28 protein-coding genes and 1 pseudogene are annotated in these 23,748 nt (G+C 64.7%); 11 read left to right on the forward strand and 18 right to left on the reverse strand.

Annotated elements, in window-relative coordinates; all coding sequences use genetic code 11:
- Positions 1–5 precede the first annotated feature (5 nt).
- Positions 6–908: a LysR family transcriptional regulator gene (locus tag BM365_RS04535; RefSeq protein ID WP_093486969.1), complete on the reverse strand. Its 903-nt coding sequence runs from the start codon at positions 906–908 to the stop codon at positions 6–8.
- Positions 909–1,035: 127 nt separating this feature from the next.
- Between BM365_RS04535 and BM365_RS04540 the strand changes: the two genes are divergently transcribed.
- Positions 1,036–1,800 (forward strand): SDR family NAD(P)-dependent oxidoreductase, encoded by a 765-nt coding sequence (locus BM365_RS04540; RefSeq protein ID WP_093486971.1) that lies wholly within the window; start codon positions 1,036–1,038, stop codon positions 1,798–1,800.
- A gap of 52 nt (positions 1,801–1,852) precedes the next feature.
- Here the strand turns inward: BM365_RS04540 and BM365_RS04545 are convergent, their stop codons facing one another.
- Positions 1,853–2,281: a VOC family protein gene (locus tag BM365_RS04545; RefSeq protein WP_093486973.1), complete on the reverse strand. Its 429-nt coding sequence runs from the start codon at positions 2,279–2,281 to the stop codon at positions 1,853–1,855.
- A 133-nt stretch (positions 2,282–2,414) separates the two neighbouring features.
- On the opposite strand from BM365_RS04545, the gene BM365_RS04550 reads away from it, so the two are divergent.
- The 5 genes from BM365_RS04550 (at position 2,415) to BM365_RS04570 (ending at position 5,069) form a co-directional block, all read left to right on the forward strand.
- Positions 2,415–2,873 carry a hemerythrin domain-containing protein gene (locus BM365_RS04550; protein ID WP_093486975.1) on the forward strand — a complete coding sequence of 153 codons (459 nt, stop codon included), beginning with the start codon at positions 2,415–2,417 and terminating at the stop codon, positions 2,871–2,873.
- 105 nt (positions 2,874–2,978) lie between these two features.
- Positions 2,979–3,416: a hypothetical protein gene (locus tag BM365_RS04555; protein ID WP_093486977.1), complete on the forward strand. Its 438-nt coding sequence runs from the start codon at positions 2,979–2,981 to the stop codon at positions 3,414–3,416.
- A 13-nt stretch (positions 3,417–3,429) separates the two neighbouring features.
- On the forward strand, positions 3,430–3,870 hold the full coding sequence (locus BM365_RS04560) for a hypothetical protein (protein WP_093486979.1): 441 nt from the start codon (positions 3,430–3,432) through the stop codon (positions 3,868–3,870).
- Positions 3,857–4,066, forward strand: a complete 210-nt coding sequence (locus tag BM365_RS04565) for a hypothetical protein (protein WP_104367902.1) — start codon at positions 3,857–3,859, stop codon at positions 4,064–4,066. The genes BM365_RS04560 and BM365_RS04565 overlap by 14 nt, the downstream gene beginning before the upstream one ends.
- 157 nt (positions 4,067–4,223) lie before the next feature.
- Positions 4,224–5,069, forward strand: coding sequence for a class I SAM-dependent methyltransferase (locus tag BM365_RS04570; RefSeq protein WP_093486983.1), 846 nt, complete (start codon positions 4,224–4,226; stop codon positions 5,067–5,069).
- Between the two features lie 337 nt (positions 5,070–5,406).
- Here the strand turns inward: BM365_RS04570 and BM365_RS04575 are convergent, their stop codons facing one another.
- The 3 genes from BM365_RS04575 to BM365_RS04585 form a co-directional block, all read right to left on the reverse strand.
- The gene (locus BM365_RS04575; RefSeq protein ID WP_093486985.1) at positions 5,407–5,586 is read right to left on the reverse strand and encodes a hypothetical protein; all 180 of its coding nucleotides are present in this window, start codon (positions 5,584–5,586) and stop codon (positions 5,407–5,409) included.
- A gap of 35 nt (positions 5,587–5,621) precedes the next feature.
- Positions 5,622–5,927 (reverse strand): hypothetical protein, encoded by a 306-nt coding sequence (locus BM365_RS04580; protein ID WP_093486987.1) that lies wholly within the window; start codon positions 5,925–5,927, stop codon positions 5,622–5,624.
- Between the two features lie 165 nt (positions 5,928–6,092).
- Entirely contained in the window at positions 6,093–6,584 is a 492-nt protein-coding gene (locus tag BM365_RS04585; protein ID WP_093486989.1) for a pyridoxamine 5'-phosphate oxidase family protein, read from the reverse strand.
- A 211-nt stretch (positions 6,585–6,795) separates the two neighbouring features.
- Here BM365_RS04585 and BM365_RS04590 point away from each other — a divergent pair, with 211 nt between their 5' ends.
- The 3 genes from BM365_RS04590 (at position 6,796) to BM365_RS04600 (ending at position 7,974) form a co-directional block, all read left to right on the forward strand.
- Positions 6,796–7,161: a glycine zipper 2TM domain-containing protein gene (locus tag BM365_RS04590; protein WP_093486991.1), complete on the forward strand. Its 366-nt coding sequence runs from the start codon at positions 6,796–6,798 to the stop codon at positions 7,159–7,161.
- Between the two features lie 153 nt (positions 7,162–7,314).
- Positions 7,315–7,536: an AbrB/MazE/SpoVT family DNA-binding domain-containing protein gene (locus BM365_RS04595; protein ID WP_093486993.1), complete on the forward strand. Its 222-nt coding sequence runs from the start codon at positions 7,315–7,317 to the stop codon at positions 7,534–7,536.
- Positions 7,537–7,545: 9 nt separating this feature from the next.
- The gene (locus tag BM365_RS04600) at positions 7,546–7,974 is read left to right on the forward strand and encodes a type II toxin-antitoxin system death-on-curing family toxin (RefSeq protein ID WP_093486995.1); all 429 of its coding nucleotides are present in this window, start codon (positions 7,546–7,548) and stop codon (positions 7,972–7,974) included.
- Between the two features lie 11 nt (positions 7,975–7,985).
- On the opposite strand, the gene BM365_RS04605 is transcribed toward BM365_RS04600, so the two are convergent.
- The 3 genes from BM365_RS04605 to BM365_RS04615 all read right to left on the reverse strand — a co-directional run bounded on the left by BM365_RS04605 (position 7,986) and on the right by BM365_RS04615 (position 11,473).
- Positions 7,986–10,085, reverse strand: coding sequence for a putative bifunctional diguanylate cyclase/phosphodiesterase (locus tag BM365_RS04605; RefSeq protein WP_093486997.1), 2,100 nt, complete (start codon positions 10,083–10,085; stop codon positions 7,986–7,988).
- Positions 10,086–10,300: 215 nt separating this feature from the next.
- A complete protein-coding gene (locus tag BM365_RS04610) occupies positions 10,301–10,792 on the reverse strand; it encodes a TspO/MBR family protein (protein ID WP_093486999.1) in 492 nt (163 codons plus the stop codon).
- A 48-nt stretch (positions 10,793–10,840) separates the two neighbouring features.
- Positions 10,841–11,473 (reverse strand): DUF2878 domain-containing protein, encoded by a 633-nt coding sequence (locus BM365_RS04615; protein ID WP_254772656.1) that lies wholly within the window; start codon positions 11,471–11,473, stop codon positions 10,841–10,843.
- A gap of 323 nt (positions 11,474–11,796) precedes the next feature.
- Here BM365_RS04615 and BM365_RS04620 point away from each other — a divergent pair, with 323 nt between their 5' ends.
- The gene (locus BM365_RS04620; protein ID WP_093487003.1) at positions 11,797–12,579 is read left to right on the forward strand and encodes a hypothetical protein; all 783 of its coding nucleotides are present in this window, start codon (positions 11,797–11,799) and stop codon (positions 12,577–12,579) included.
- 81 nt (positions 12,580–12,660) lie between these two features.
- On the opposite strand, the gene BM365_RS04625 is transcribed toward BM365_RS04620, so the two are convergent.
- Positions 12,661–13,812 carry a sensor histidine kinase gene (locus tag BM365_RS04625; protein ID WP_093487005.1) on the reverse strand — a complete coding sequence of 384 codons (1,152 nt, stop codon included), beginning with the start codon at positions 13,810–13,812 and terminating at the stop codon, positions 12,661–12,663.
- A 100-nt stretch (positions 13,813–13,912) separates the two neighbouring features.
- Positions 13,913–14,236, reverse strand: a complete 324-nt coding sequence (locus BM365_RS18280) for a hypothetical protein (RefSeq protein ID WP_139227320.1) — start codon at positions 14,234–14,236, stop codon at positions 13,913–13,915.
- A 175-nt stretch (positions 14,237–14,411) separates the two neighbouring features.
- Between BM365_RS18280 and BM365_RS04630 the strand changes: the two genes are divergently transcribed.
- A complete protein-coding gene (locus BM365_RS04630; RefSeq protein WP_093487007.1) occupies positions 14,412–14,636 on the forward strand; it encodes a hypothetical protein in 225 nt (74 codons plus the stop codon).
- Between the two features lie 32 nt (positions 14,637–14,668).
- Here BM365_RS04630 and BM365_RS04635 read toward each other — a convergent pair whose 3' ends face one another.
- The 8 genes and pseudogenes from BM365_RS04635 to BM365_RS04665 all read right to left on the reverse strand — a co-directional run bounded on the left by BM365_RS04635 (position 14,669) and on the right by BM365_RS04665 (position 23,735).
- Positions 14,669–15,037, reverse strand: coding sequence for a response regulator (locus tag BM365_RS04635; protein WP_093487009.1), 369 nt, complete (start codon positions 15,035–15,037; stop codon positions 14,669–14,671).
- A complete protein-coding gene (locus tag BM365_RS04640) occupies positions 15,034–15,978 on the reverse strand; it encodes a sensor histidine kinase (RefSeq protein WP_233210854.1) in 945 nt (314 codons plus the stop codon). Before BM365_RS04640 ends, BM365_RS04635 begins: the two co-directional genes overlap by 4 nt.
- A gap of 33 nt (positions 15,979–16,011) precedes the next feature.
- Positions 16,012–16,425, reverse strand: a pseudogene (locus BM365_RS18115) (PAS domain-containing protein); the annotation flags it as partial.
- 158 nt (positions 16,426–16,583) lie between these two features.
- Entirely contained in the window at positions 16,584–17,057 is a 474-nt protein-coding gene (locus BM365_RS04645) for a hypothetical protein (protein ID WP_093487013.1), read from the reverse strand.
- 438 nt (positions 17,058–17,495) lie between these two features.
- Positions 17,496–18,569, reverse strand: a complete 1,074-nt coding sequence (locus BM365_RS04650; RefSeq protein ID WP_093487015.1) for an HNH endonuclease — start codon at positions 18,567–18,569, stop codon at positions 17,496–17,498.
- Positions 18,569–20,443 (reverse strand): restriction system-associated AAA family ATPase, encoded by a 1,875-nt coding sequence (locus BM365_RS04655; protein ID WP_093487017.1) that lies wholly within the window; start codon positions 20,441–20,443, stop codon positions 18,569–18,571. The genes BM365_RS04650 and BM365_RS04655 overlap by 1 nt, the downstream gene beginning before the upstream one ends.
- The gene (locus BM365_RS04660) at positions 20,440–22,053 is read right to left on the reverse strand and encodes a restriction endonuclease subunit S (RefSeq protein ID WP_093487018.1); all 1,614 of its coding nucleotides are present in this window, start codon (positions 22,051–22,053) and stop codon (positions 20,440–20,442) included. The genes BM365_RS04655 and BM365_RS04660 overlap by 4 nt, the downstream gene beginning before the upstream one ends.
- The gene (locus BM365_RS04665; protein ID WP_093487020.1) at positions 22,050–23,735 is read right to left on the reverse strand and encodes a type I restriction-modification system subunit M; all 1,686 of its coding nucleotides are present in this window, start codon (positions 23,733–23,735) and stop codon (positions 22,050–22,052) included. The genes BM365_RS04660 and BM365_RS04665 overlap by 4 nt, the downstream gene beginning before the upstream one ends.
- Between the last annotated feature and the right edge of the window lie 13 nt (positions 23,736–23,748).

Consider the following 23,748-nt stretch of genomic DNA (forward strand, 5'->3'; position numbering starts at 1 on the left):
CGCGATCATGCATCCAGATAAGGCCGCGTCGTCTCCGTCAGCCACGCCATGAAGGCTTGCACGCGCTGCGGCAGGTGGCGGCGGTGCGCGTACAGCAGCGTCACCGGCATCGGCTCAGCGACGTACTGCGGCAGCACCTCCACCAGCAGCCCCTGCTCCACCAGCGTACGCAGGCCCGCGACCGGCGCCTGGATCAGGCCCAGGCCGGCGATGCACGCCGCTTCGTAGGCATCGGAACTGTTGACCGTCAGCGCGCCTTCCATCGGCACGCTGGCGTAGCGCGCTCCATCCCAGTATTCCCAGCCGTCGGGCTTGCCGCCGAACTGGCTGGCGTAGTGGATGAGCCGATGCGCATGCAGATCGTCCGGCGACTGCGGCACGCCATGGCGTTGCAGGTACGCCGGGCTGGCGCAGGTCACCACGCGCAACTGGCCCAGCGGCCGCGCGATCAGGCTGGTATCGGCCAGCGTGCCCACGCGCAGCACGCAGTCGAAGCCTTCGCGCACCACGTCGACGCGGCGGTCGGTGCAGCTCAGCTCCAGCGCGAGCTGCGGATGCTCGTGCAGGAACGCCGGCAGGTGCGGCAGCACGAAGTGCCGTGCGAAGCGCGCCGGCATGTCCACCCGCAACCTGCCGCGCAGCGCCTGCGGCGAGCGCGCGAACAGGTGCTGCACCTCGTCCATGTCGGCCAGCAGGTCCTGGCAGCGCTCGTAGAAGGCCTGCCCGTCCTGGGTGAGCTGCACGCGCCGCGTGGTCCGGTGCAGCAGCTGCGTGCCCAGCCAGGCTTCCAACTGCTGCACGGCGGTGGAGACGCTGGCCTTGGGCAGACCCAGGCTGTCGGCCGCACGGGTGAAGCTGGCCATCTCGGCGACCCGGACGAAGGCCTGCATGGCATCGAGGCGGTTCATGGCGGCTCCGGCGATTGTTCGTCTTTGACGAACGGTCCAATCAGTCTAAGCCGATTTATCCGCTCAATCCTGTCCAATACAGTGCCTCCACGGTGAATCCACCGCCTTCCCCGACTGGAGACCTGCCATGACCCCGACCACCTCCCCCCTCACCCTCATCACCGGCGGCAGCCGCGGCCTGGGCCGCAACATGGCGCTGGCCGTCGCCCGCCAGGGCCACGACGTACTGATCACCTACCGCAGCCAGCAGACGGAAGCCGAAGCCGTCGTCGCCGAGATCGAAGCTCTCGGCCAACGCGCCGCCGCGCTGCCGCTGGACGTCGGCCAGAGCGACACCTTCGATGCCTTCGCCGATGCCGTGCGTGCCCGCCTCACTGCTTGGGGCCGTGAACGTGTCGACCACCTGGTCAACAACGCCGGCATGGGCGTGCACGCGGGCTTCGCCGAGACCACGCGGGCGCAATTCGATGCGCTGGTCGACGTGCACTTCAAGGGACCGTTCTTCCTCACCCAGGCGCTGCTGCCGCTGCTCGCCGATGGCGGGCGCATCATCAACATCTCGTCCGGCCTGGCGCGCTTCGCCCTGCCCGGCTACGCGGCGTATGCGGCAATGAAGGGTGCGATGGAAGTGCTGACGCGCTACCAGGCCAAGGAACTCGGTGCGCGCGGCATCGCGGTGAACATCGTCGCCCCCGGTGCGATCGAAACCGACTTCGGCGGCGGCGCCGTGCGCGACAACGCACAGCTCAATGCCTTTGTCGCCTCGCAGACGGCGCTGGGCCGCGTGGGTGTGCCCGACGATATCGGCGGCGTGGTCGCTTCGCTGCTGTCGCCGGCCAACCGCTGGGTCAACGCGCAGCGCATCGAAGCCTCGGGCGGCATGTTCCTGTAAACGCGCGGCAACGCCTTCTCCCCGCCACGCGGGGAGAAGGTATTAGTCAGCGCTAGAACTCCACCTTCACCGACGGCGCACTGCGCTTGGCTTCGCCGTGGAAGACCGCTTCGATGTTGTTGCCATCCGGGTCCAGCACGAACGCGCCGTAGTAGCCCGGGTGGTACGCGCGCAGGCCCGGCGCACCGTTGTCCTTGCCGCCGTGCGCAAGCGCGGCCTCGTAGAAGCGGTCCACCATCGCGCGATCCTGCGCCTGGAACGCGATGTGGTGGCGGCCGGTGAGCTTGCCGTCCGCGGCTTCGCTGTCGGCGGTGGAGACGAACAATTCGTCGGCCCAGAAGTAATTGCCGGCCTCGCCGCCCAGCGGAATGCCGAGCACGTCGAACACCGCCGTGTAGAACGTGCGGCTGGACTCCAGGTCGCGCACGACCAGCTGGATGTGGTCGATCAGGCGACCGCGGTGCAGTTCATTGGTTTCCATGGCAGGACCTCCGGTGGTGGTCGCGGCAGTATCCGCGGGCATTGTGGACAAGGAGTGTCCGCGAGGCGCCGTTAACGCGGCCTCGACAGCGCGTGAGGGAGGCTGCCATTCCGCCAGCCATCGCGAGCGCGCCATGCCCGAGTCCATCTACGACGCCCTTCACGAAAGCCATGAAGCCCAACGCGCGCTATGCCGCCGGGTGCTCCGCTCCAAGCCGGGCACGCGCGAGCGGCTGGACCTGTTCACCGCGCTGCGCATCGAACTGGCCGCACACGCCGCCGCCGAGGAACGCTTCCTCTACGTGCCCATCCTGATGGACGACCGCGGCCTGAATTCCTCGCGCCACGCCCTGCACGAACACCACGAGATCGACGAGCTCGTCGAAGACATCCAGGCCCTCGACCCGCGTCAGGCCGCCTGGCTGAAGAAAGCGCGCAAACTGTCCGAGAAGGTGCACCACCACCTGCGCGAGGAAGAGAAGAAGTTCTTCCAGGTCTCCGGCCGCATCCTCAGCGTCACGAAGAAAGCGCAGCTGGCGCGCCAGTACCGCCGCGACTACGCGCGCATGCGCAAGGAACTGGAAGCGGAGTAGGCGCTACGCGTTCTTTACGCCTCGGTCGCCGAAACGCATGGCGACGTTACGGGGTGCGGGCCTAACGTAGTCTCACCGCACGCGCCGTGCGCCACGACCCGCTCCATGTCCATCCTGATCCTGCGTGGCCCGCATGCCGCGCATCCCAATACGCCCCCCCTCGATCCTTCGTTGCGAAGGCGCGCCCATGCCGCCGGGCAGGCGCTGCACTGCCGCGCCTTCGCGAGCGTCCGCGACCTCCTCGCGGGCCTGCGCCGTGCGCGCGCCGAACGCGCCGACCTGCTATTGCTCGATGTCGGCGATCTCGCATTGCCGGACGCATCGCATACGCACGCCCTGCGCGATGCGCTCGATGCGCTGCCCACGCCCTACATCGAACTGCACGACGATGCCGCGCATGCACTGGAACCGCGCGTGCAGCCGCAGCACGCACCGCTGGTCACCGTGATCCTGCGCGACGACCTGCCGCGCGCCTACGTGATGGCGCTGGACATCGCCCTGCGCCGACTTCGCCCTGCGGCGGCGGAGCCCTTCCATGCCTGAGCCGGAGCCCCTCATGTCCATCCTCGTCATCCGTGGTCCCGAACGCCACGACGCCCTCGTGTCGCCACCGCCGCCGTTGCCGCCGTCGGTGCTCGGTGCGCTGGTGCAACGCGCCGGCTGCGCTGGACAGACACTCGTCGTGCGCAGCTGCGGCTCCACCACCGAAGTGCTTACCGCCCTGCGCCTGGCCAACGCGTGGGGCGTGCGCGCCACCCTGCTCGATCCGGGCGCGCTCACCGATCATCCGCTGCTGCAACGTGCGGTGCAGGGCCTCGCCCATCCGTACGTGGAAGTGCACGACACGCTCGACGAAGGCGCCCTGCCCCCTGCCACCGGCCGTCGCCTTGCGGTGGTCGATGGCTACGGCGCGCGCAGTTACGCGCTGGCGCTGGAGATCGCGCTCGAGCAACTGGGCTGCGCGGAATGCGAGTGCGATGTGCATGTCGGCACGTGACGTGGACGATCGCGCATCGCCGCCGCGCTACTTCGCGGACTACGAGGTCTACGACGTCGGGCAGTGCATTGCGTGGGGACAGGCAACGCTGGCGAGCACGCCAGATCATGCCGTCGACGCGTTACGCAGATGCGCCGCGGAACAACAGGCCGTCGACGCGGGCGCCATCCGCCTGCGGACTATTTGTCGCCTGTGAACGATCGCACGTCGGTACACCGGCGCAGCGCCAACCTGAAGGTGAGGCAACGGGTACGGCGGGCCGGACGCTCGGTCAGGTCGCAGGGACGACGGGCCAGGTACGCACGCGGACAAGCGCGAAGAATGCGCACTCCCCCGAGACCCCTGGATTCCGTATGTCCGCTGTCGCCCTCGCCCGCAAAACCGATCTGCGCATAGCCCCTGATTTCGACGCCCTGAAGGCACGCCAGCAGGCCACATGGGCCAGCGGCGACTTCGCCGTCGTGGGCACCACGCTGCAGATCGTCGGCGAATCACTGGCCGAAGCGGTCGACGTCCGCGCCGGTGAGCGCGTGCTCGATGTCGCCGCCGGCAACGGCAATGCCACTCTCGCCGCGGCCCGCCGCTTCGCGCGTGTCACCTCGACCGACTACGTGCCTGCCTTGCTCGACAAGGGCGCCGCACGTGCACGGGCGGAAGGGCTCGAGGTGCAGTTCGAGGTTGCCGATGCCGAGGCCCTGCCCCATGCCGATGCGAGCTTCGACGTCGTGCTGTCCACCTTCGGCGCCATGTTCGCGCCCGACCACGCGCGCGCCGCCGGCGAAATGGCACGGGTGACGCGGCCGGGTGGACGGATCGGCCTGGCGAACTGGACGCCGCACGGCTTCATCGGCGAGTTGTTCCAGGCGATCGGGCGCCAGCTTCCCCTGCCCCCGGGCGTCGCCTCGCCCGCGCTATGGGGCACGGAAGCGCACGTCACGCGGTTGTTCGGCGGCCATGCGCGCGAGATCAACTGCGCGCGCCGCGTGTTCAATTTCCGCTACGCATCGGTGGCGCATTTCGTGCATGTGTTCCGCACGTACTACGGGCCCACGCACAAAGCCTTCGCGGCACTGGACGCACGCGGCCAGCGCGAGCTCGAGGACGCGATGGTCGAATTGCTGCGGCGTTGGAACATCGGCGGCCACCGCTCTCTCGTGGTGCCCTCGGAATACCTGGAATTCGTGATCGCGCGCGCCTGATGGGCGCCGCCATGCGGTTCAAGCGGCACGAGACAGCGCATGTTCACGCGCGCGTGTGACCCCGCACGCAGTTTCGCGCCGTGTGCACGGCTGCGTTGACGCCGTCTTTGCGAATGCCGCGCGACACTGCACGTGTGGTCGGTGCCGCTCAGCGGCCAACCGGATCCAGGTGAACAGCCACGGCGACCACAAGGACACCGTTGTGCGAAGCCCTAGCTTCGTCCAGCTCGGCTGCATGTGCGTCCCCGTCGATAGGATCGCTGGCGCGGTGTCCTCTTCTTTCAGAATGCGCATCGCGCGTTTCCCTTCCTGGGGAGGCGCGCGATGGCAGCCAGTGTCATCCGGCGCGCATATCGTCTGCCGGTATCGCTTCGTACCAGGCCGTGTCCTGCAGCGCGAGCAGCGCCTCGGGCGCCGTCGCCGCGCCCATCGCCATCATGGCCATGGCCAATAGACCCGCCGTCGACAACGGTGCGATCCCAGGCACGCTGCCTTCGCAGCTGCGACGCGTACGCATCGCGCGACGGCGGCCCGCATCGGGCGACACCCGTTTCATACGTTCGGCGGCAGCGGCAGGCGGACGCGGGGCTGCGGCTCGGGCAACGAAGCCAGCGACTGCAGCTGGCAGAAGGTGGCGTCGTAGGCGGCCACTTCTTCCTGGTACTGGCAGAGCGCGCGGAACGGATTGCGCGCGGACAGCGCCTGCGCGGTGGCGCGCAATTGCTGACCGTCGGGATGGGTCTGCACCAGGGCCGCCACCCATACGGTGAGGGCTTCCAGTTGGCCGGTGGTGCGGGCATCGCTGGTTTCCAGGCGATCCAGCAGATTGTGCAGGTGGGTTTGCGAGTACAGCAGCATGGGGCGTGGCATCCGGTGCGTGATCACCGCGGCCTGGCCCCTGTTCCAGCGCGTTGGTTTTCCCCTGTCACGGGTCGCGCCACGCCATCCGGCCACCGTTCGGCGGCCGGAGTCAGGTGCGGTTGGGGAAATCGTGACTTCCGGCCTAGGCCGTGCGGCTGCGCGTCATCCGCGCAGGTTTACCTCGGCCACCTTGTCTTCGTAATCCTGCTTGGGATCCACGCCGAACAGCAGCTTCATGCCGGCCCACAGGCTCTGCTCGTTGAGCCAGATCTCTGCGTGCTCGGCATCGAAGCGCAGCAGCGCGAGCTTGGGATCGTCCTTGCCCTCTTCGTACCAGGCGGCGACGAAGGGATTCCACAACCGCTCGATCACGTCGCGGTCGTCATCGCGCACCAGTGCGCCCTGCAGGCTGGCGAACAGGTCGTGGCCCATCGAGGCGAACGTGGCGATGGCACGTTGCGGCGTGGTCGCACGCTGCGCCAGCAGGTTGTCGGTGGCGGTGAAGATCCACAGCGGGCCGCGGCCTTCGTGTTCGAGCAGCGCGGTCATCGGGCGTGTGTGGCCATCCTCCGCACCGTCCAGGCCCAGCATCAGCGTGCGGTCGGACTTCAGCGCCTTCCACAACTTCTTTTCGAGTTCTTCGGGGGTATGCATGGCGGCGTCCTCGTCGATGGATAAGCAGAACGTAGGCGCGCGGGTGTGGGGCCAATGTCAACGCGAGAGGGACATCGTCAGGCCGTGGTCATGTTTGTCGCGCGCGCGTCACAGGCAGTGCACTGGCAGGTGAATGCGCGTGTGCGGCTTTCACTTGGGGTTCGCAACAGCGCGCGCAGGCTGGCCCCGCGATACCCACCAGGAGAAGCGCATGAAGACCTCCCGCCTCGTGCTGTCGCTCGGCCTGCTGTCGGTGATGTCGGCCGCGGCCGCGCAGAACAGCTACTACGGCCCGGAAGACGAGGGCCGCCGCTTCAGCGACGGCAGCAAAGTGGAATGCCGCAACGTGGAAGTGCAGAAGAACACCCGCGACCCGAACCGCGTGGCCGGCACCGCCATCGGCGCGGTGATCGGCGGCCTGCTGGGCAACCAGGTGGGCAGCGGCAACGGCAAGAAGGTCGCCACCGTGGGCGGCGCCGTCGCCGGCGGCGCGATCGGTCGCAAGGTCCAGGGCAACAGTCAGGAAACCAAGGGCGACCGCATCGTCGAACGCCGTTGCGAGCGCGTGTACCGCTGACGCACCTGCTCCCCGGGACAGGTGCCCCCGGGCGCCTGCGGTGACGAGGCCGCAGGCGCCTTTCTTTTTGTCCGGATCGCGCGCCACGGCGCGGGTTGCGGGCGCGGGACCGCGAGCGTATAACGCACGTTATAACACTCGGAACCCCGCGCCATGAAGCTCAAGATCACCACCATCGGCAACTCCGCCGGCGTCATCCTGCCCAAGGAACTGCTCGCCCGCCTGCGCCTGGAAAAAGGCGACGAGCTGCATGCGCTGGAGACGCCCGACGGCATCCGCCTGACCGTGTACGACCCCACCCTCGCCGAGCAGATGGAGGTGGCGGAACAGGTGATGCGTGATCGCCGCACGTTGCTCAACAAGCTGGCGCAGTAAGGAGCTCCGATGATCACTTGGATCAGCAGGACGCTGGCCCTGGCCATCCACGACCGTCAGCTGGCCGAACATGGTGGCGGCACCGGCGTGCGCGATGAAGGTCTGCTCGACAGCGCACTCGCGCGTCCGCAGCAGCTGTTCGCCTACGGCGATCCTCCGCCCGACCTCGCCGCGCTCGCGGCCAGCCTCGCGCATGGTTTGGCGCGCAACCATCCCTTCGTCGACGGCAACAAGCGCACGGCCGCCGTCGCCTGCGAAGTCTTCATCGTGCTCAACAGCGGCCGGTTGCATGCCACGGACCCGGAGCTCTATCCGCAGTACATCGGCCTCTCCGAAGGCTCACTCAGCGAAGCCGACTTCGCCACCTGGCTGCGTGCGCACCTGGTGGTGACACGCAAGGGCAAGCTGCAGGAAAAACGCGCGGCCTATCGCCGTTAGCGGGGAACCCCTCAGCCCAGCAACCCGTACGCCGCGATCGTGGCGGCGCGCTCGGGTTGTTCTTCCACCGGGCGCGGCGGGCTGATCAGATAGCCCTGCAGGCGCGTGCAGCCCATGCCGGCGAGCAGTTGCTTCTGCTCCAGCGTTTCGACGCCTTCGGCGACCACGTCCAGGCCCAGTTGCCGGCCCAGGTGCACGACCGATTGCACGATGGCGGCGTGGCGCGAACCGGGCACGAGCTGGCGCACGAACTGGCGGTCGATCTTCAACTCGTGCACCGGCAGGTGCGCGAGGTATGAGAGGCTGGAATAACCGGTACCGAAGTCGTCCACCGAAATGCGCGCGCCGGCCTCGGCGAGTTCTTCCAGCACGCCGGCGGTGCGTTCGGGTTCCACCATCGCCATCGATTCGGTGATCTCCAGCGTCAGCACGCCGGGCGGCAGGCCGTGGCGACGCATCGCGTTGCGCACCTGCGCGACCAGCTGCTCGCTGCGCACCTGCGCGGCGGACAGGTTCACCGACACGGTGGGCACGCGCGCGCCAGCGCGTTGCCAGGCGGCCCACTGGCGGCAGGCTTCGTCCAGCACCCACGCGCCGAGTTCGACGATCAACCCTACCCGCTCGGCCAGGGTGATGAAGCGGTCCGGCATCACCAAGCCCAGGCGCGGATGCTGCCAGCGCACCAGCGCTTCCATGCCGGCGAGGCCGTTGTCGAGGGCGCGGATCTGCGGCTGGTAATACAGCACCAGTTGGCCGCGCTCCAAGGCGCGGCGCAAGTCGTAGGTCATCTGCAGCTGGCCCTGCGCGCCTTCGCTCATCGAGGGCTCGTAGAGGGCCATGCCGTTGCGGCCGGATTCCTTGATGCAGTACATCGCCGCATCGGCGTGCGCCATCAGCGCGTCGGGGTCTTTGCCGTCGCCGGGATACAGCGCGATGCCGATGCTGGCGCTGACCATCACATCGTCGTGGTCTTCCAGCTTCATCGCTTCGCCCAAGCGCGCGAGCAGGCGTTGGCCCAGCACGGTGGCTTCGTTGGCGCCGCCCACGGCCGCGGCCATGACGAACTCGTCGCCGCCCAGCCGCGCGACCGTATCGCCGGGCGCGATCATCTGCCGCAACGTGCTGGCCACGCGCACCAGCAGCGCATCGCCCACGTGGTGGCCGAAGCTGTCGTTGACGCCCTTGAAACCGTCCAGATCGATGAAGAGCACGGCGAAGCGACTGTCGTCGCGCTGCGCTTGCGCGATCAGCTGCTGCAGGTAGTCGACCAGTTGCAGGCGGTTGGGCAGGCCGGTGAGCGCGTCGTGCAGGGCCAGGTGGGTGAGCTGCTGGTTGGCCTGTTGCAGCGAGGCCGACAGCCGCGCGGTGCGTTCGTGCAGCAGGCGGTCCAGCACGCTGGCGCCGATCGCGGTGCCGAGCACCGCCGCGTTGATGACCACCACCAGCCAGGCGAGCGAATCCGGCGAGAAGCCATCGCGCAGCGCAGCGCCGCACATCGAGCCTTCGGGGAAATGCGCGGCGGCCATGCCGGTGTAGTGCATGCCCACGATGGCCACGCCCATCACGCCCGCGGCCAGGGCGCGGTGCAGGCGTTCGTGGTGCACGTCGTCGCGCAGGCGGTAGGCGATCGCCAGTGCGCCACCGGCGGCGGCGATGGCGATCAGCACGGAGGCGATGAACCAGCCCGGGCGGTAGACGATGTCCGGGTTCATCCGCATGGCGGCCATGCCCACGTAGTGCATGGCGGCAATGCCCATGCCCATCACCACCGCCCCGCTGAAGAGGCGTGCGCGGCTCACGTGGTCACGGGTGACCAGCCACAGCGCATAGCCGCTGGCGGCGACGGCCAGCACCAGCGACAGGAAGGTGATGCCGATGTCGTAGCCCAGGCGGATCGGCAGGCGCAGGGCGAGCATGCCGATGAAGTGCATGGACCACACGCCGATGCCCATCGCCAGCGCGCCGCCGGCCAGCCACCAGCGCCGGGCCACCGGGTCGCTGGCCCGCACGCGGCCGGTGGTCTTCAGCGCGGCGTACGAGGCCAGGGCGGCCACGAAGAACGAGGTGACCACCAACTCCGGCACGTAGGTTGCGACCAGCCCCTTGTCCATCAGGTCCTGCTTGTTCCTCTTCCTGACGGCCTTAACGGCCGCCTGCCCCGCAGCATGATGGTGTATGCGTGGTTACAAGCTTTACATGCTCCGGAGTGAGGGCTGTGTCACGGAATGGGAGCGCCCCGCAGGGGCTGGCACGGGCACAGGGGCCCGAAACGGCGGCGACGGCATGGCGAGGCGGCGATGCCCCGCCTCGCCCCATGCCCCGCGCATCACCCTCCCAACGCCGCGCCGTTGGCCTGCCACACGGCGTAGTTCAGCGCGGCCGCGAAGGTGATCCACAACAGGTAAGGCACCATCAGCGCGCCCGCGATGACCCGGATCTTCCAGAACGCCGTGAGGGTCCACGCGACGAGGATCCACAGCAGCACGATGTCGGCGAAGGCGAGCGCGCCCTGCTTCCATCCGAAGAACAGCCAGCTCCATAGCGCGTTGACGAGAAGCTGCAGCACGAAGACGGTCAGCGCGGCCTTGCGACGTGCCCATCCCCCCGTGCGCCAGACGATCCAGGCGGCGAGCGCCATCATCCCGTACAGCACGGTCCACACCGGACCGAACAGCCACGCAGGCGGCGCCCAGACGGGCAACGCCAGCGAGGCGTAGAACGTGCTCGCCTCCACGGACGCCAGCGCACCCACGCCCGCCGCGGCGTAACACGCCACGATCCATCCCACCAAAGCCCATGCCTGTCGGCCACGCGTCATATCGGGTCTCCCTGTGTGTTCAACGTTGCAACGAAGTGATTGAAGCCGTCATCGCGTGTCGGCCGGTGCATCGGCATTGCACTGCCTGTCCGGTGCGACGGCGCTCCACTCCCGCGCCGCCCACAACAGACCCGGCAGCGCCGTCGCCCACGCCACGGCGAGCCAGGCGATACCCCGCCACGCGGGATCCGCGAATCGCGCCGCGTCCCACCCTTTGCTCGCGGCCAGGTACGCCAGCGGTCCGCCGATGCCTCCGACCAGCACGCCCAGCCAACGCCGCCGCTGCAGGCTGCGCATCGCCACGTTGAGGGTGACGGCGAGCGAGGCCCACAACGCCAGAATCCACGCGGGCGGCAAGCCCTCGCCCCCCGGCAGCGGCGCGGCATAGCGGAGCCACCCCTGCGACGCCGCGACGCCATCCACCACGACGCCGCACGCCAGCGCCGCGCCCACCAATTTCAGTTCCACGCGCGGCGCCGTCGCGGTGATCACCTGGACGCCGACGAACACCGCGGCCGCGAGCACGCCCGGCCACGCATGGCCATGCGACGCGGCGATCACCGCCACGAACCAGACCGCCTGATTGCCCGCCACGTTGATGAGCAGGCGCGGCCATCGCACCGCGCCCGTTGGCCGGAGGCGTCTTTCTTCCTCGGCCATGACCGTGCGTCGAGGGTTCAAGGCGTCGGCTCGTGAAAGTACGTCCGCACGCGTGCCATGCCGATCGGCAAGCCGGTGTGGAATGCATCGACGCGACGCGGGGTCATGATCGTAGGTCCTGTGATTCAAGAGGCATACGCAGAGCGATGCGCATCGGATGCGCGCGTCGCGCCGGATGCGCACGACGCCGACGAACGGCCCGCGCGTACAGCCACGTGGAGCGCGCGTGAAGCGTTCTGAAAGTACGCTTACGTCCTGCGTTCTCTTGAATCCATCTGCACCGCGTTCGCGTAGAGGACGTGCCTACAGTCGGTAGGCGCAACCCGTTCTGGTGGGAGAGGCACATGCAGATCAAACTTCTTGGCGCTGCCCTGCTGATGGCCGCAGGGCCGGCCTTCGCAGCGGGACCCGAGCAGGGAAAATTCTCGATGTCCGTGTTCGGTGGCGCCGACAGGCCGATCAGCGGCGACGTCCACACGGGTGCCGTGGCGCCGGTACCGGATCTCGGCCCGTTGAATCCCGACCTCGCCGGCGTCAGCGCGGAGTTGCGGATCCGTTCGCGCAACCACGAGCAGATCTACGGCACCGCCAAGTCGTTCGGCCTGGAAGTCGGCTATGGACTGAGCGACCGCAGCGAAGTCTTCCTCCAGGCCAAGGAGACCAGTGCCGATGACGGTCGCGTGCGCGTCGGTGCCGCCTACGTGCCGGCGCTCGATACCGAGCTCGATGTCTTCGGCCGATTCTCGCGCTACGACGCGTACACCTGGGAGGTCGGTTACCGGCACTACTTCGGCGACGGTGGCCGGGTCAGGCCGTTCGTCGCGGCGCGCCTGGGTGCGACCGAAACCGATGACATCCGGGCCACCTTCGAGATTCCCGACGCCGCGATCACCATCCCGAATGCGCCGTTCTACAAGAAGGATTGGGCGCTCAGCGGCGGGCTCGAGACCGGCGTGCATGTCCCCTTCACCGAGCGCTTCAGCATGCGGTTCACCGCCGGCGTGAACTACATCGACGAGCTGTCCGACGACGACTCCGCGATCGGCGGGCTCGGCCTGGCCGCGATCAACGACACCGGCCGCCGCGTCTCCGTGCCGCTCTCCGTCACCGGCCGCTGGGACTTCTGAGAACGTCCCAAGGGAAGGCCCCGCGATGCGGGGCCTTCTTCGTTGACGCGTGGGTGGCGGCGTGCGAACGGCGTCAGCGCGTCACGCGAAGACGTAGCGCGCCTCGTTGCCGCTGAGGTCCTCCTCGGTGGGCAGCGTCATCACGAACGTCGTGCTGCCGTCCTCCACCCGTGCGGCGACGTCGCCGCCATGGGCGCGGGCGATCTCGCGCACGATGAACAAGCCCAGGCCGAGGCTGGAGTGTTCGCCCTTGTTGGCTGCTTGAGAGCCGCGCCGCAACGGATCGAACAGGGCGTTGAGTTTTTCGCTCGGCAACGGGGCGCCGGCGTTGCTGACCGCCAGGTGCAGCCGCTCGCCCTCGCCCTTCAACGACACCCGGATCTCCTCGCTCGGCGCACCGTATTTCGCCGCGTTGGTCACCAGGTTGTGCACGGCTTCGCGGATGCGGGTGTCGTCGAAGTGTCCGCGCGTGCCGCCTTCCAGCTGCAGCGCAATCGTCGCGCCGGGCAGCGTGGAGCGCAGCAGCTCGACCTCCTCGGCCACCGCCGGCGCCAGGTCGCAATCGGCGCGCTGCAGCGTCATGCCCGCGCCCAGCGCGCTCTTGCTGTAGTCCAGCAATCCATCCACCAGCCGGCCCAGCTGCAGGCCGCCGTTGAGGATGCGCTCGGCCGGCCGCGCGTGCGGCGTGTCCTTCACGCTGTCCATCAGGAATTCCGCCGTGCCGACCACGGCCGTCAACGGGCCGCGCAGATCGTGGCCCAGCGCGCCCAGGAACACGCTGCGCCACGACTCCACCGTGCGGGAGAACTCCACCAGCGATTCGGCCACGGCCTGATCGATGGCTTCATTGAAGCGGATCATGTCGTCCAGCGCGTCGACGACCAGCGCCTGATCGGCCGCCCACAGGCGCAGCACCGAGGCGCGCAGTGCGCGGTACTCGGCGATCATCTGATTGACGCCGAAGCCATCATCGGCGCGGCTGCGTCCGTGGCTGGTGGCCGCCGACTCCGGTCCGACGTGGGCCGGCGCGCGGCCAAGGGATTTGGCGCGCTGTTGGGCCTCACTCTGCGGCGTGCGCAGGTCGGCGACGATCTCGCGCAGGATGTGCGGAATGTCGTTGCGCAGGCGCTTGATGTTCAAACGCGCGCCGCCGGGTGCCTGGCTGACGGCGAAATGCACGGCGTCGTCGAGGATCGTCTGCGTGTTGGCTTCGATGAAATCGGCAAGTCGCATAGGCGCTCCCTGGTGTGGGTACGGTGTCGTGGTCATGGGGTGGATGGCCCTTCCCTGGCGCGCCTTTCCTGGCGTGCCTCTCCTGGTGTGTCGCAGCGGATCAGTCGGCGAGTGCGCGCGGATCGCGCGGATCGTCGATGTGGGTCTGCGCATCCGGCGGTTGATCCGGTCCGCCGGGGACGTCGTCCGGATCGCCCGGATCGCGCGGCATCGGGGGCGTGGACGGTTCGTCCGGGCGATACGGATCACTCGGCGTACCCGGCGCGCTGGGCGCGCCGGGAGTCGACGGTGTCCCCGGCTCACTCGGTGTGCCGGGGACCGAAGGTGTTGGCGTGCCGTGCGCCGCAACTTCGCCTTCGGACGAAGACGATGCGGGTGTCGGCGCGGGCACCACGGGCGTGGCGCCTTGGGTCGTGGGAACCATGGCGGAGTCCTCGCTTGCGAGGGTCAAGCGTGGCGGCCGCCATGTTCGAAATCCGTGAGGAAGACACGCGAATTTTCAGCGTATTTTCACGCTCGGGGCCCCAACTCGACCGCGGGCTGAACGCGTCCACGCGATGCGCACGATCTCTTTACCGAATGCGACCCACCATCGCGGCATGCTCTGCCAAGAACGCATCGATGCACGTCTCAACGACGCCGAATTCCTGGTGCTCTCCGGTGCCGACATCGGCGATCCGCAGGCCTTCATTCGCGGTCTGTGGCTGCAGGTGTACGAGTGCGCGCCGATGCATCTGCGCTCGTCGGTGCTGCGCCGCCTGCATGCGCTATCGCGGCGACTCGGTGTGCAGTACGTGCATGGCGAGCACGACGCTTCCGCCTGATCGACGCCGCTACGCAGGCCTGACGAATCCCCTCACGCCCCCGGGCGCAAACGCGCCAAGGCGGTCTCGAGATCCTGACGGCGGAACGGCTTGGCCAGCACGGCCGCCTCGGCGAAGCGGTCCGGCAATCCCTGCTGGCCGTAGCCGGTGGTGAAGAGGAACGGCACGCCACGTTCGCGCAGCGCATCGGCGATGGGGAATGACGGCGTGCCGGCGAGGTTGACATCCACCACGGCCAGGTCGATCTGCGCGTGCTCCAGATCCGCGAGCGCCTGTTCCAGCGAACCCGCGCTGCCGGCCACGGCATAGCCCAGCGTAGGCAACAGGTCTTCCAGCAGCATCACCAGCATGGATTCGTCTTCCACGATGAAGACGCGCGGCGCGGGGTCGGAGGTCGTCATGCGGCTACGTCCAGGTCGGGCATGGGGGCGGTGATGCGGCAGTGCACGCCAGCCGGTTCGAATTCCAGGGCGACATCGCCGCCCAGGTCGTGGCGCAGGCCGCGCTCGATCAGGCGCGATCCGTAACCGCGTTGCGCAGGCGGGGCCACGGGCGGGCCATCGTGCTCCTGCCAGTGCAGGACCAGCACGCGGTGTCCGTCGCGGGCCTCGGACCGCCAGTGGATGCGCACGCGACCGTGCGCGACCGACAAGGCGCCGAATTTCATCGCATTGGTGCACAGCTCGTGCAGGGCCATCGACAGGGCCAGGGCGCGTTGCGGTTCCAGCTCGATCGGCGGGCCGTCGATGTCGAAGCGGCCGGGGCCGTCCTGCAGGCACGGCGCCACGGCGGTACGCACGATGTCGTGCAGCGGTGCGTGTTCCCACTCCTGCCGGGTCAGCACGTCGTGGGCCTGGGCCAGGGCGTGCAGGCGCGATTCGAAGCGGCTGACCGCCGGCCCCATGCCGTCGTCGCCGCGCAGGGTCTGCAGGGCGATGGACTGCACGATGGCCAGGGTGTTCTTGACGCGGTGGTTGAGTTCGTTGAGCAGCAGGCGCTGGTGGTCTTCGTGCTGCTTGCGCGCGGTGATGTCGGTGGCGGCGCCGAACCATTCGGTCACCTCGCCGCCGATCGGCTGGATGGGCACGGCCCGCGAGGCGATCCACGACCACGCGCCTTCTTCGTTGCGGACGCGGTGCTCGACGCTGTAGGTGCTCTGGGCCGCGCGCGCGCGGGCGATGGCATCGGCGACCAGCGTGCGGTCATCGGGGTGGACCAGCACGTCCAGCCAGTCCGGCGTCAGTGAGCCATGCCGGCCCAGCAGTTGGTTGCCGCCCACGATGTCCACTTCGCTCCAGTCGGCGTTGGTGCGGTAGACCAGGTCGGAGGTGGCATCGACCATGGCGGCCAGGCGTTCTTCGCTGCGGCGGCGGGCTTCTTCGTGCTGTTTGCGGTCGGTGACGTCGCGGGTGGTGCCGGCGACGGCTTCCACTTCGCCATCGGGGCCGATGACGGGCATCAGCAGGTAGTCGTAGATGCGGCGGCCGTTGGTGCCATTGAATGGGACGTCGCCGCGCACGGGCTGGCGGGTGGCGATGACCTGGTCGATCTCGCGGTCGTGCATGGCGGCGTGCCACGGTTCGTAGCCCAGTTCCAGGCAGTGTTTGCCGATGGCCTCGTCCCAGGTCTTGCCCCACATGGCCAGCAGCGCGGCATTGGCGTAGATGAAGCGGTGCTGCAGGTCCCACATGTAGACCAGGTCGGGCGTGGTCTGCAGCAGGGTTTCGTACAGGCGGACGCGCTGCTCTGCCGGGGCCTGCGCGCCGCCTGCGGTCGATGCGCTATCCATGGAAGCAGGGGTTTCCGAGGGGGATGAGGCACCTTATCGCCGGGGGGCGTGCGCTACCCGTGAAACTTGGCAGGGGTGGCGCCCCGATGGGTGCTCCGGTTCAGAAAGCAGGCAAAAGAAAGGCCCCGCGGTGCGGGGCCTTCGGTTGCGTGTGGAATTCAGTTGCCGCCGGTGCCCGCGGGTTCGCGGGTGCTGCGCCGGCTGAATCGCGCGGCCAGTTCGCGGCGGGCTTCATCCACGCCCTTGTCCTTGCCGGCCACCTTGATGACGCCGTAGACCTCCAGCGAGGCGGCCATCAGGTCGCTGCCGAGGGCGAGTTCGGTGTCGGACGCGCGTTGCATGAGGTGGGCGAGCCGGGCGGTGCGCGGGCGCAGGGCTTCGAGGGCGCGATGGTCGTGGCGGAAGGCATCGAAGTCGAAGTCGCGCGGCATCAGGCCGGCGTGCTGTTCGGCCACGGCCAGTGCGCTGGTGCAGAAGGCGCGCGATTTGTTGCCCATCTTCACCAGGTCGGAGCGTTCTTCGAGGGTGAGGGCGATCAGCAGGTCGAGGTCGGCTTCGAGGGCGGTCAGGGCGCCATCGATGCGTGCCAGGCGGTCGGCGTCGAACGTCATGGCGATGCGGTTCTGTGTCATGTGGTTGCGTCCTTTCAGGTTGTACCGGCCGGATCCGGCCGGCACAGGCAGCCTACTGCCGCCCGCCCGCATTGCGACGCCCTGCCCCGCTAATGGAGTAGTTCTCACACTGCGCGCGGCGATTGCCCAAAAAGAGGGTCGCGACACCGAAATACATCCAGCGTTGGACCTAAACGGGGGAACGTTGGATGTAGGTGTGAGAAGAAACACCGAAGAAGGCGGAACGTTCCACCTTAGTGAGAGAAGAAACACCGAAAAACATCCAACGCTGGATGTTTGTGTGAGATGAAACACTGAAAAAGAGGGAACGTTGGATGTTTGTGTGAGAAGAAAGACCGGAAAACATCCAAGGGTGGATGTTTGTGTGAGGAGAGGCACTCCAGGTACCGACCGGTCTCCCGAGCTTATGAGCACTGGTTTGGCGTGGCGCGAGAAAGCTCAAAGAACGCCGATCTGCTGGCAGGCATCCAGAAACGGTTTTCTTAGGAAGTTGCAGTCCGCGTAGGGTCGGTGCTGAGCCTGGTGGGCACGCATTGCCAGGATGTCGGCGGGCTGCTTGTCGTAAGCCTGGCATTCATCGAGCACCTGCGTCAGCCAGTACTTGCCGTCATTTTCTCCACAGAGTTTGGCTTTGTAACGCTCTTCAATGCCATACACGTCCTTCCAGGTTTCGATCTCCTGCGCAATCGCAGCGGGGCCGAACTGCAGCGTGATATCTGCCGGGATCAGTTTGGCCACGTCCGAATGCTGCAAATAGATTTGAAGCTCGATGCAGTGCGCGGCCCTAAAAGGATAGAAAACGGCACGGCGATGAACTGCTCTTGCGGGATCTTTGGGTGTGTAAGCTGGGTCCTTGCTGGTCTTGTAGCTGCTGTTACAGTGGTGACAGGCCGGGACAAGGTTGCGGAAGTTGATGGAGTTGAACGGGTACAGCGCCTTGGGCAAGTAATGGTCGTAGGCCTCACGAGGAATGTGGTTCGGCCCGAGTAAGTCGTTCACGCCACAAAACGGGCATTTACCTTCCTTATTGGTCCCTACGAAAGTCTTATAGTGGTCGTCAATGTCGCCGATCTTTCCGCGTAGTACTGCGAGATCTAGCAGCGACTGTGAATATAAGCCCTTGAAGAACGTGCCAAGCAGGTCGGCAATATCCTTGTGACTAACAGCGATGTCGATGTAACGGGCAAGGTGCGTCGCCGGATCATTGGCACACACCTTCTCCAGATCATTATTGCCCTGATACCACTGCTGAAAATGATTGATCTGAACGGCGGTCAATGCCGAAAAAAGAGCGTAGATTCGCTCCACATGACCGTAGAAGAAATCGGCGCCTTTCGCGTCGGAGTAATAGAAGGCTTCCATTACCTCGCGCAGTTCCGCGTTGGCGTCGAACAGATTCAGACCGAATGGACCACTTTCCGCTCCCTTGCACCACACTTCATGAAATATGAAGTCGATGAACTCCTGCATCCTCTCCATCTTATGAGGCACATAGGTGTACGGAAACAGCATCAGCCCCGCACCTCCCTATCGCCCCGCTGATCAGCATCAAGGATGGCATTGATCAGTAGCACTTTCTCCACAGAGTCGCCGAGCTGCTGGTGAATCTCCGTGATCAAGGCTTCCTTGTCGTCGATACCCTCTTCAAAACGCGCCCGCAGCATCTCAAGCAGGGTCTGCGCATGGCCGCCGATGGTTTCGCGCTTACCGAAGGTGCTCATGGTGATCTTGTTGATCGAGGCGCCCAGCGTGTTGTAGTCCGGTTGAATGATGCTGACCTTGCCACTGGATTTGTCTTTGGCAAATACAAGCACCTTCTCCGGCTTGCTATCGGAAATCAGGAACGGCGTGTGGGTAGTGATCAGCATCTCTTGCGCGAAATCACCGTTGCCGGGCAGGCACTGGCGCAAGCGGCTTATGAAGTTGGCACGCCAGTCAGGGTTGAAGTGCGTTTCGGGCTCGTCGAGCAGGAACAGGCTGTTGGTCTCACGGAATAGCAGGCACAAGCCGATGCTATGCAGCAATTGATGCTCGCCGTCCGACAACTCCTTGAGCATCATCGGCTCGACCACGCCCTGCTTGGTGAAGCGCACGAACTTGAAGCGCATGATGCGCTGGTCAGATGCCAAGGTTGGCACCGTCTCGCCGACGTAGTGGCTGGTGGATTTGTAGAGATCGGCCTTCAGAGCTTCGCTGACGGCATACAGGTTGAGCGTCAACAGCACCTGAAACGCCCGAAAGAGCACCAGGGCATTGCCATCGAAGTTATCGCGAAATGCCTGCCGGGTTGCCTCATTCACCCGGTAGTCGAGCACCAATGTATCGCTGGCGTCGTCGATATAACTGAGCGTGGCACAACGCTTGAGCGCGCTCACCACCAATGAAGACTTCTCGTCGCCCTCCAGCAGCTGCAACACGTTCAGACGATAGCGGGCACTTCCTGGTTCATCAGTTTCCGACAGTGCGGGATTGCCTTTGATGATCTCGCGGCGAACCCAATCATCAACTGATTGGCTGATCTCAGACTCTGATAGTCCGCGTGTTCGAGCTTCCGCCTGTAGTCGATTTCGTCGCTCTTGCTTCTGATCTTCATCTGCAAGATCGAAGGCGTCCAGTTGCACTGCGTCGATGGGAACTCGGCGGCGCAGGATGATGCGAAATTCCCGCAAGGCCTCGATACCCACATCCTCGCGGAAGGGCTGCAGTGTGGCCTCGTTCTGAAACAGCAGGTTGCACAGCAGGATGGCCTGGCTGAATCCACTGTCCAGATAGGCCAAGCGTGTCTCCGGGTGGCCAGGATAGCTCAGTTGCCGGCTCAACGCATTCCAGTACTCGTCGAATTGCACGAAACGCATTTTGAAGAACGGCAGGCTGAGGATCTCGTTCTCACCCGAGGAGTAGCCCAGCACATATTGCGGCAGCAGGAGATCCCGCTCTTCATCTGTCAGACGACTGGAAGCAAAGCTCTCGGAAGGCAATGCCTTGTGGTTCTCCCAGCGTAGCCAGAGCGACCCTCCTGCCTCTTTGATTACCACAACGTGGGCGAACGTTGGACTGTCGGAGGTTCTGCGTTCCTTTGGAAGCTTGATCAAGTATTCGAGTTCATAGGCAACAGGCGAATTCTCCTGCACCTCGTCTTGGAGAGCCTCAGGCAGAAAGCTGCGGCGCACGCGCAACACTTCCAACTGAAAGAAGATGGCTGCAAGCGCTTCAAGCAGGTTGGATTTTCCGCTGCCGTTGGGGCCGGCGCACACGAAGGGCGCAAAGTCGTTCGCGCGCTCCAGCTCATCCTGCAAACTCCATCCGGTTCGGAAGTGGTGCTCGAACCCGCAGGGCAGACTTCGAAAGCCTTTGGGGTCGGTGATCTTGAGACGCAGCAGCTTCATGTCTGAGCAATCCTAAGCTCAATGAGGTTGCCGAAGATCGGATTTCCTTTGTCATCATGGCCAGTGACGTTACGAGTTTGCTCGAGACGAGAGTCGCGCAGCGCATCAAAAGTCCACGATTTCAGAAAATCGTAGTCGTCTATAGCAAGGTCGTGGTCGGCATCGTCCAGCACAATCAAACGAAAGTTCATGGCGTCCAACAGCTTCGCTGCATCGAACATCTTCCCCGGCGACAGCATGGCTAGGTAGGCCTCAACCCAGAAGTGCAATGCATCCTTTCGTCCGGATGCGTTAGATAGCGATATCGTTGTTGGCAACTCGGGAAGTGACAAAGGTCGATTGGCTGCGATTTCTGGCTGCAGCTCGACCTTGGCCTTTAGGTCTCCCTGATCCATTTGCGAGGTTGGGAAAGGGACTCGCGACAGATCCAGCTCACCCTTGAAGGCCTGCTGGCTCAGAGCGCCATAGAGTGCCTCAAGATCGGCAAGGCTCTGCTGATAACGCAACTTGAGCTGATTGACGCGTTCGTGAACCTTAGCAAAGCGGTTTTGCAGCTCAATATGTGGGCGTTTTATCTTGGTCTCTTTGATGAGGCCCAAGTTGAGTCCACTCATGATCGCTCCGCGATTCTTGCTCTCGAACTGATTTAGGACAAAAGGACTGGAATGAATCGAATACGAAAGAAAAACTGGGTTTGCGATCTCCCGATTCAGCGTAATTGCAGCAAGATGCTTAGTGTTTACAGCGACAGGAATGTCGTCAGGGATTACTGCAGAGCGACCGATGGTCCCCATGATCGTGACGATCACGTCACCCGGAAAGACGCGATAACTCTGGAGCTCCTGATATTTCTCATTCGAGATAAAGCGACGCTCGCCCCACGCAAAATAATTGTTCACGGCATTGTCGATACCCAACACTGCCACGTCCCCGTCCGTAGAGAATTCACTATGCAATAAGTTGGAGCCGAACGGCCCCGTTCGCATGGCGCCTTTATGCTTGGCCGCGAGCTCGCGAACTTCCACCAGTGGCCAATTTTCATAGCCAGGGCTCCCAGGTCCGAACATCTCTAGAAAAACGCTCTTAAGCAGGTCGTCGAGTTGTTGCAGGTGTTGTTTGCGCTGGGCGATCAGCCCTTCCACTTTGCCGAGCAGATGGGCAATGCGGATCTGGTCGTCGAATGGCGGGAACGGTATCTCAATTTCGGCCAGCGATTTTGAATTGAGTGTTTTGCCCATCACGGCCTGGTTTGAACCGCCATAAGTTGCCGACTGCAATGCGTAGTAGAGAAACTCTGGGTGCAGCTCTTTTTCATCTTTGATTGCAAAGGCTGCAATCGCTTCGTTTGTGAAGAGATCGCAACCTGCAAATGCCATCTTGCCAATGGTTAGCTTGAAACTGAATAGCAAAGTTCCCTTCTTAACGATTTTGCATCTGGCGCCTATTACAGCTCGATCCGTGATTTGCTCCTTCGTCTCAGTGACGACTTTCGAATTTAAATCGCGAATTGAAACCCAGCGATGCCCCTTTCCCCAATAGCTCGGCTCGTTTCTCGGCGGTGTTCTGCCAATGGAGATATCCAAAAGCTTGGACAGCCTTTCCTGCCTCATCCCACCATCCTCTTCAATTCCAGCAACTCGCGCACGATACCGCTTTGCACCTTGGTAAGTTCCGTGTCGTCCACCTCACCCACCTCGGCCTGAAGCAGTCGATCAAGGATCACGCCCGGCGCGTCGTAGCTCACTTCTTCGAAGACATCCTGCTTGTAGCGAGAGAGCGAAAGGTCGTAGTTGTTCTTCTCGTCGGCAATCTCGCTGAGCGGCACCATGAAGCACTGTGCGGTGCGATCGGCATTAGATGCGGCATCGCGGGTGTGATATTGGGTGACAATGTCTTGGAGGTCGCCCCAGCTGTCCCTTCCATCAGGCGTCTTCTGCTTGTTGCGCTTGTCGTCAAGCGAATAGCCATCGGCGGCCATTTCGTAGAACCAGACGTGCTCTGTGGCCGGTTTGCTCACCTTATCTTTCGGCCCCCAGACCTTGGTGAACAACAAAATTGCAGTGCTGACCCCGGCGTAGGGTTTGAAAACGCCGCTGGGTAGGGTGATCACGGCCTTCAGGTCGCAGCGCTCCACCAACATCTGACGCAACGTCTTGAAGGCCCCGCCGGAGCTGAACAACACGCCCTGTGGCACGATCACGCAAGCGGTTCCGCCCTTCTTCAGCAGGCGGTAGATGTTCTCGACAAACAGCAGCTCGGTCTTGGTGGTAGCCAGTTGCAGGGCTTCGTTAATGTCGCCCTTGTCGATGCTGCCGGTGAAGGGCGGGTTGGCCAGCACAATGTCGTACTCAGCTTCCTCGGTGTAGCCCTTGCTGAGGGTGTCCTTGTAATCGATGTTCGGCTCGTCGATGCCGTGCATCATGAGGTTCATCAGCCCAAGGCGCACCATGGTCTGGTCGATGTCATAGCCCCACAGCGAGTTGGACAAGATGGCTCGCCGTTTTTCATCGAATGCCGCCGCCACCGAAGTGCGGATAAAGCCATCCTCATCTGGCTTGAGGTCTTTGGTGCCCGCCTTGATTGCAAGCTGTGTGACGATGTACTGGTACGCACCCAACAGAAACCCGCCCGAGCCGCAGGCAGGGTCAGCGATCTTGTGACCCAACTGCGGCTGCACCAGATCGACAATCAGTTTGATGATGTGGCGTGGGGTGCGGAACTGACCATTCTTGCCAGCGGTCGCGATCTCGGACAGCAGGTACTCATATACGTCGCCCTGAATGTCCTGGAAGGACTGTCCTTTCTCCTCCGAGTCCTTCTCCATCACTTCGAAGATGTCGTCGATGGTCTTCACCGCTTCCACCAGCAGGGCGGGCTTGGGGATGATGAAGACCGCGTTCTTCATGTGGTGGGTGAAGTTGGATTCGGCGCCGTTCAGGTCCTTGAGAAACGGGAACACCTTGCCCTGAACGTGCTGCAGCATCTCTTCGGCCTGCATGCGCTTGAATTCGCTCCAGCGAAGCGTGCGTTTGTCGATGGGGCGCTGTTCCGCCACAGGCCAGTTGCGTTCCTCAGGTGGAATCCAAGTGCCTTCAAACCTGGATTGATACGGATCGCTCCAGCCATCTCTTGCATCTGCCTGACGCTTCTGATCGAGCTCATCCAGCCGTTTCATGAACAGCAGGTAGGTGATCTGCTCGATGGCGGTGAGCGGGTTGCTGATGCCGCCGCTCCAGAACTTGTTCCAGAGCTGGTCGATCTTGCTTTTGAGTTCGGGGTTGTTTTGCAGCATGGTGTGCTCTGAT

This window comes from Pseudoxanthomonas sp. YR558 (assembly GCF_900116385.1).
Taxonomy (GTDB): Bacteria; Pseudomonadota; Gammaproteobacteria; order Xanthomonadales; family Xanthomonadaceae; genus Pseudoxanthomonas_A.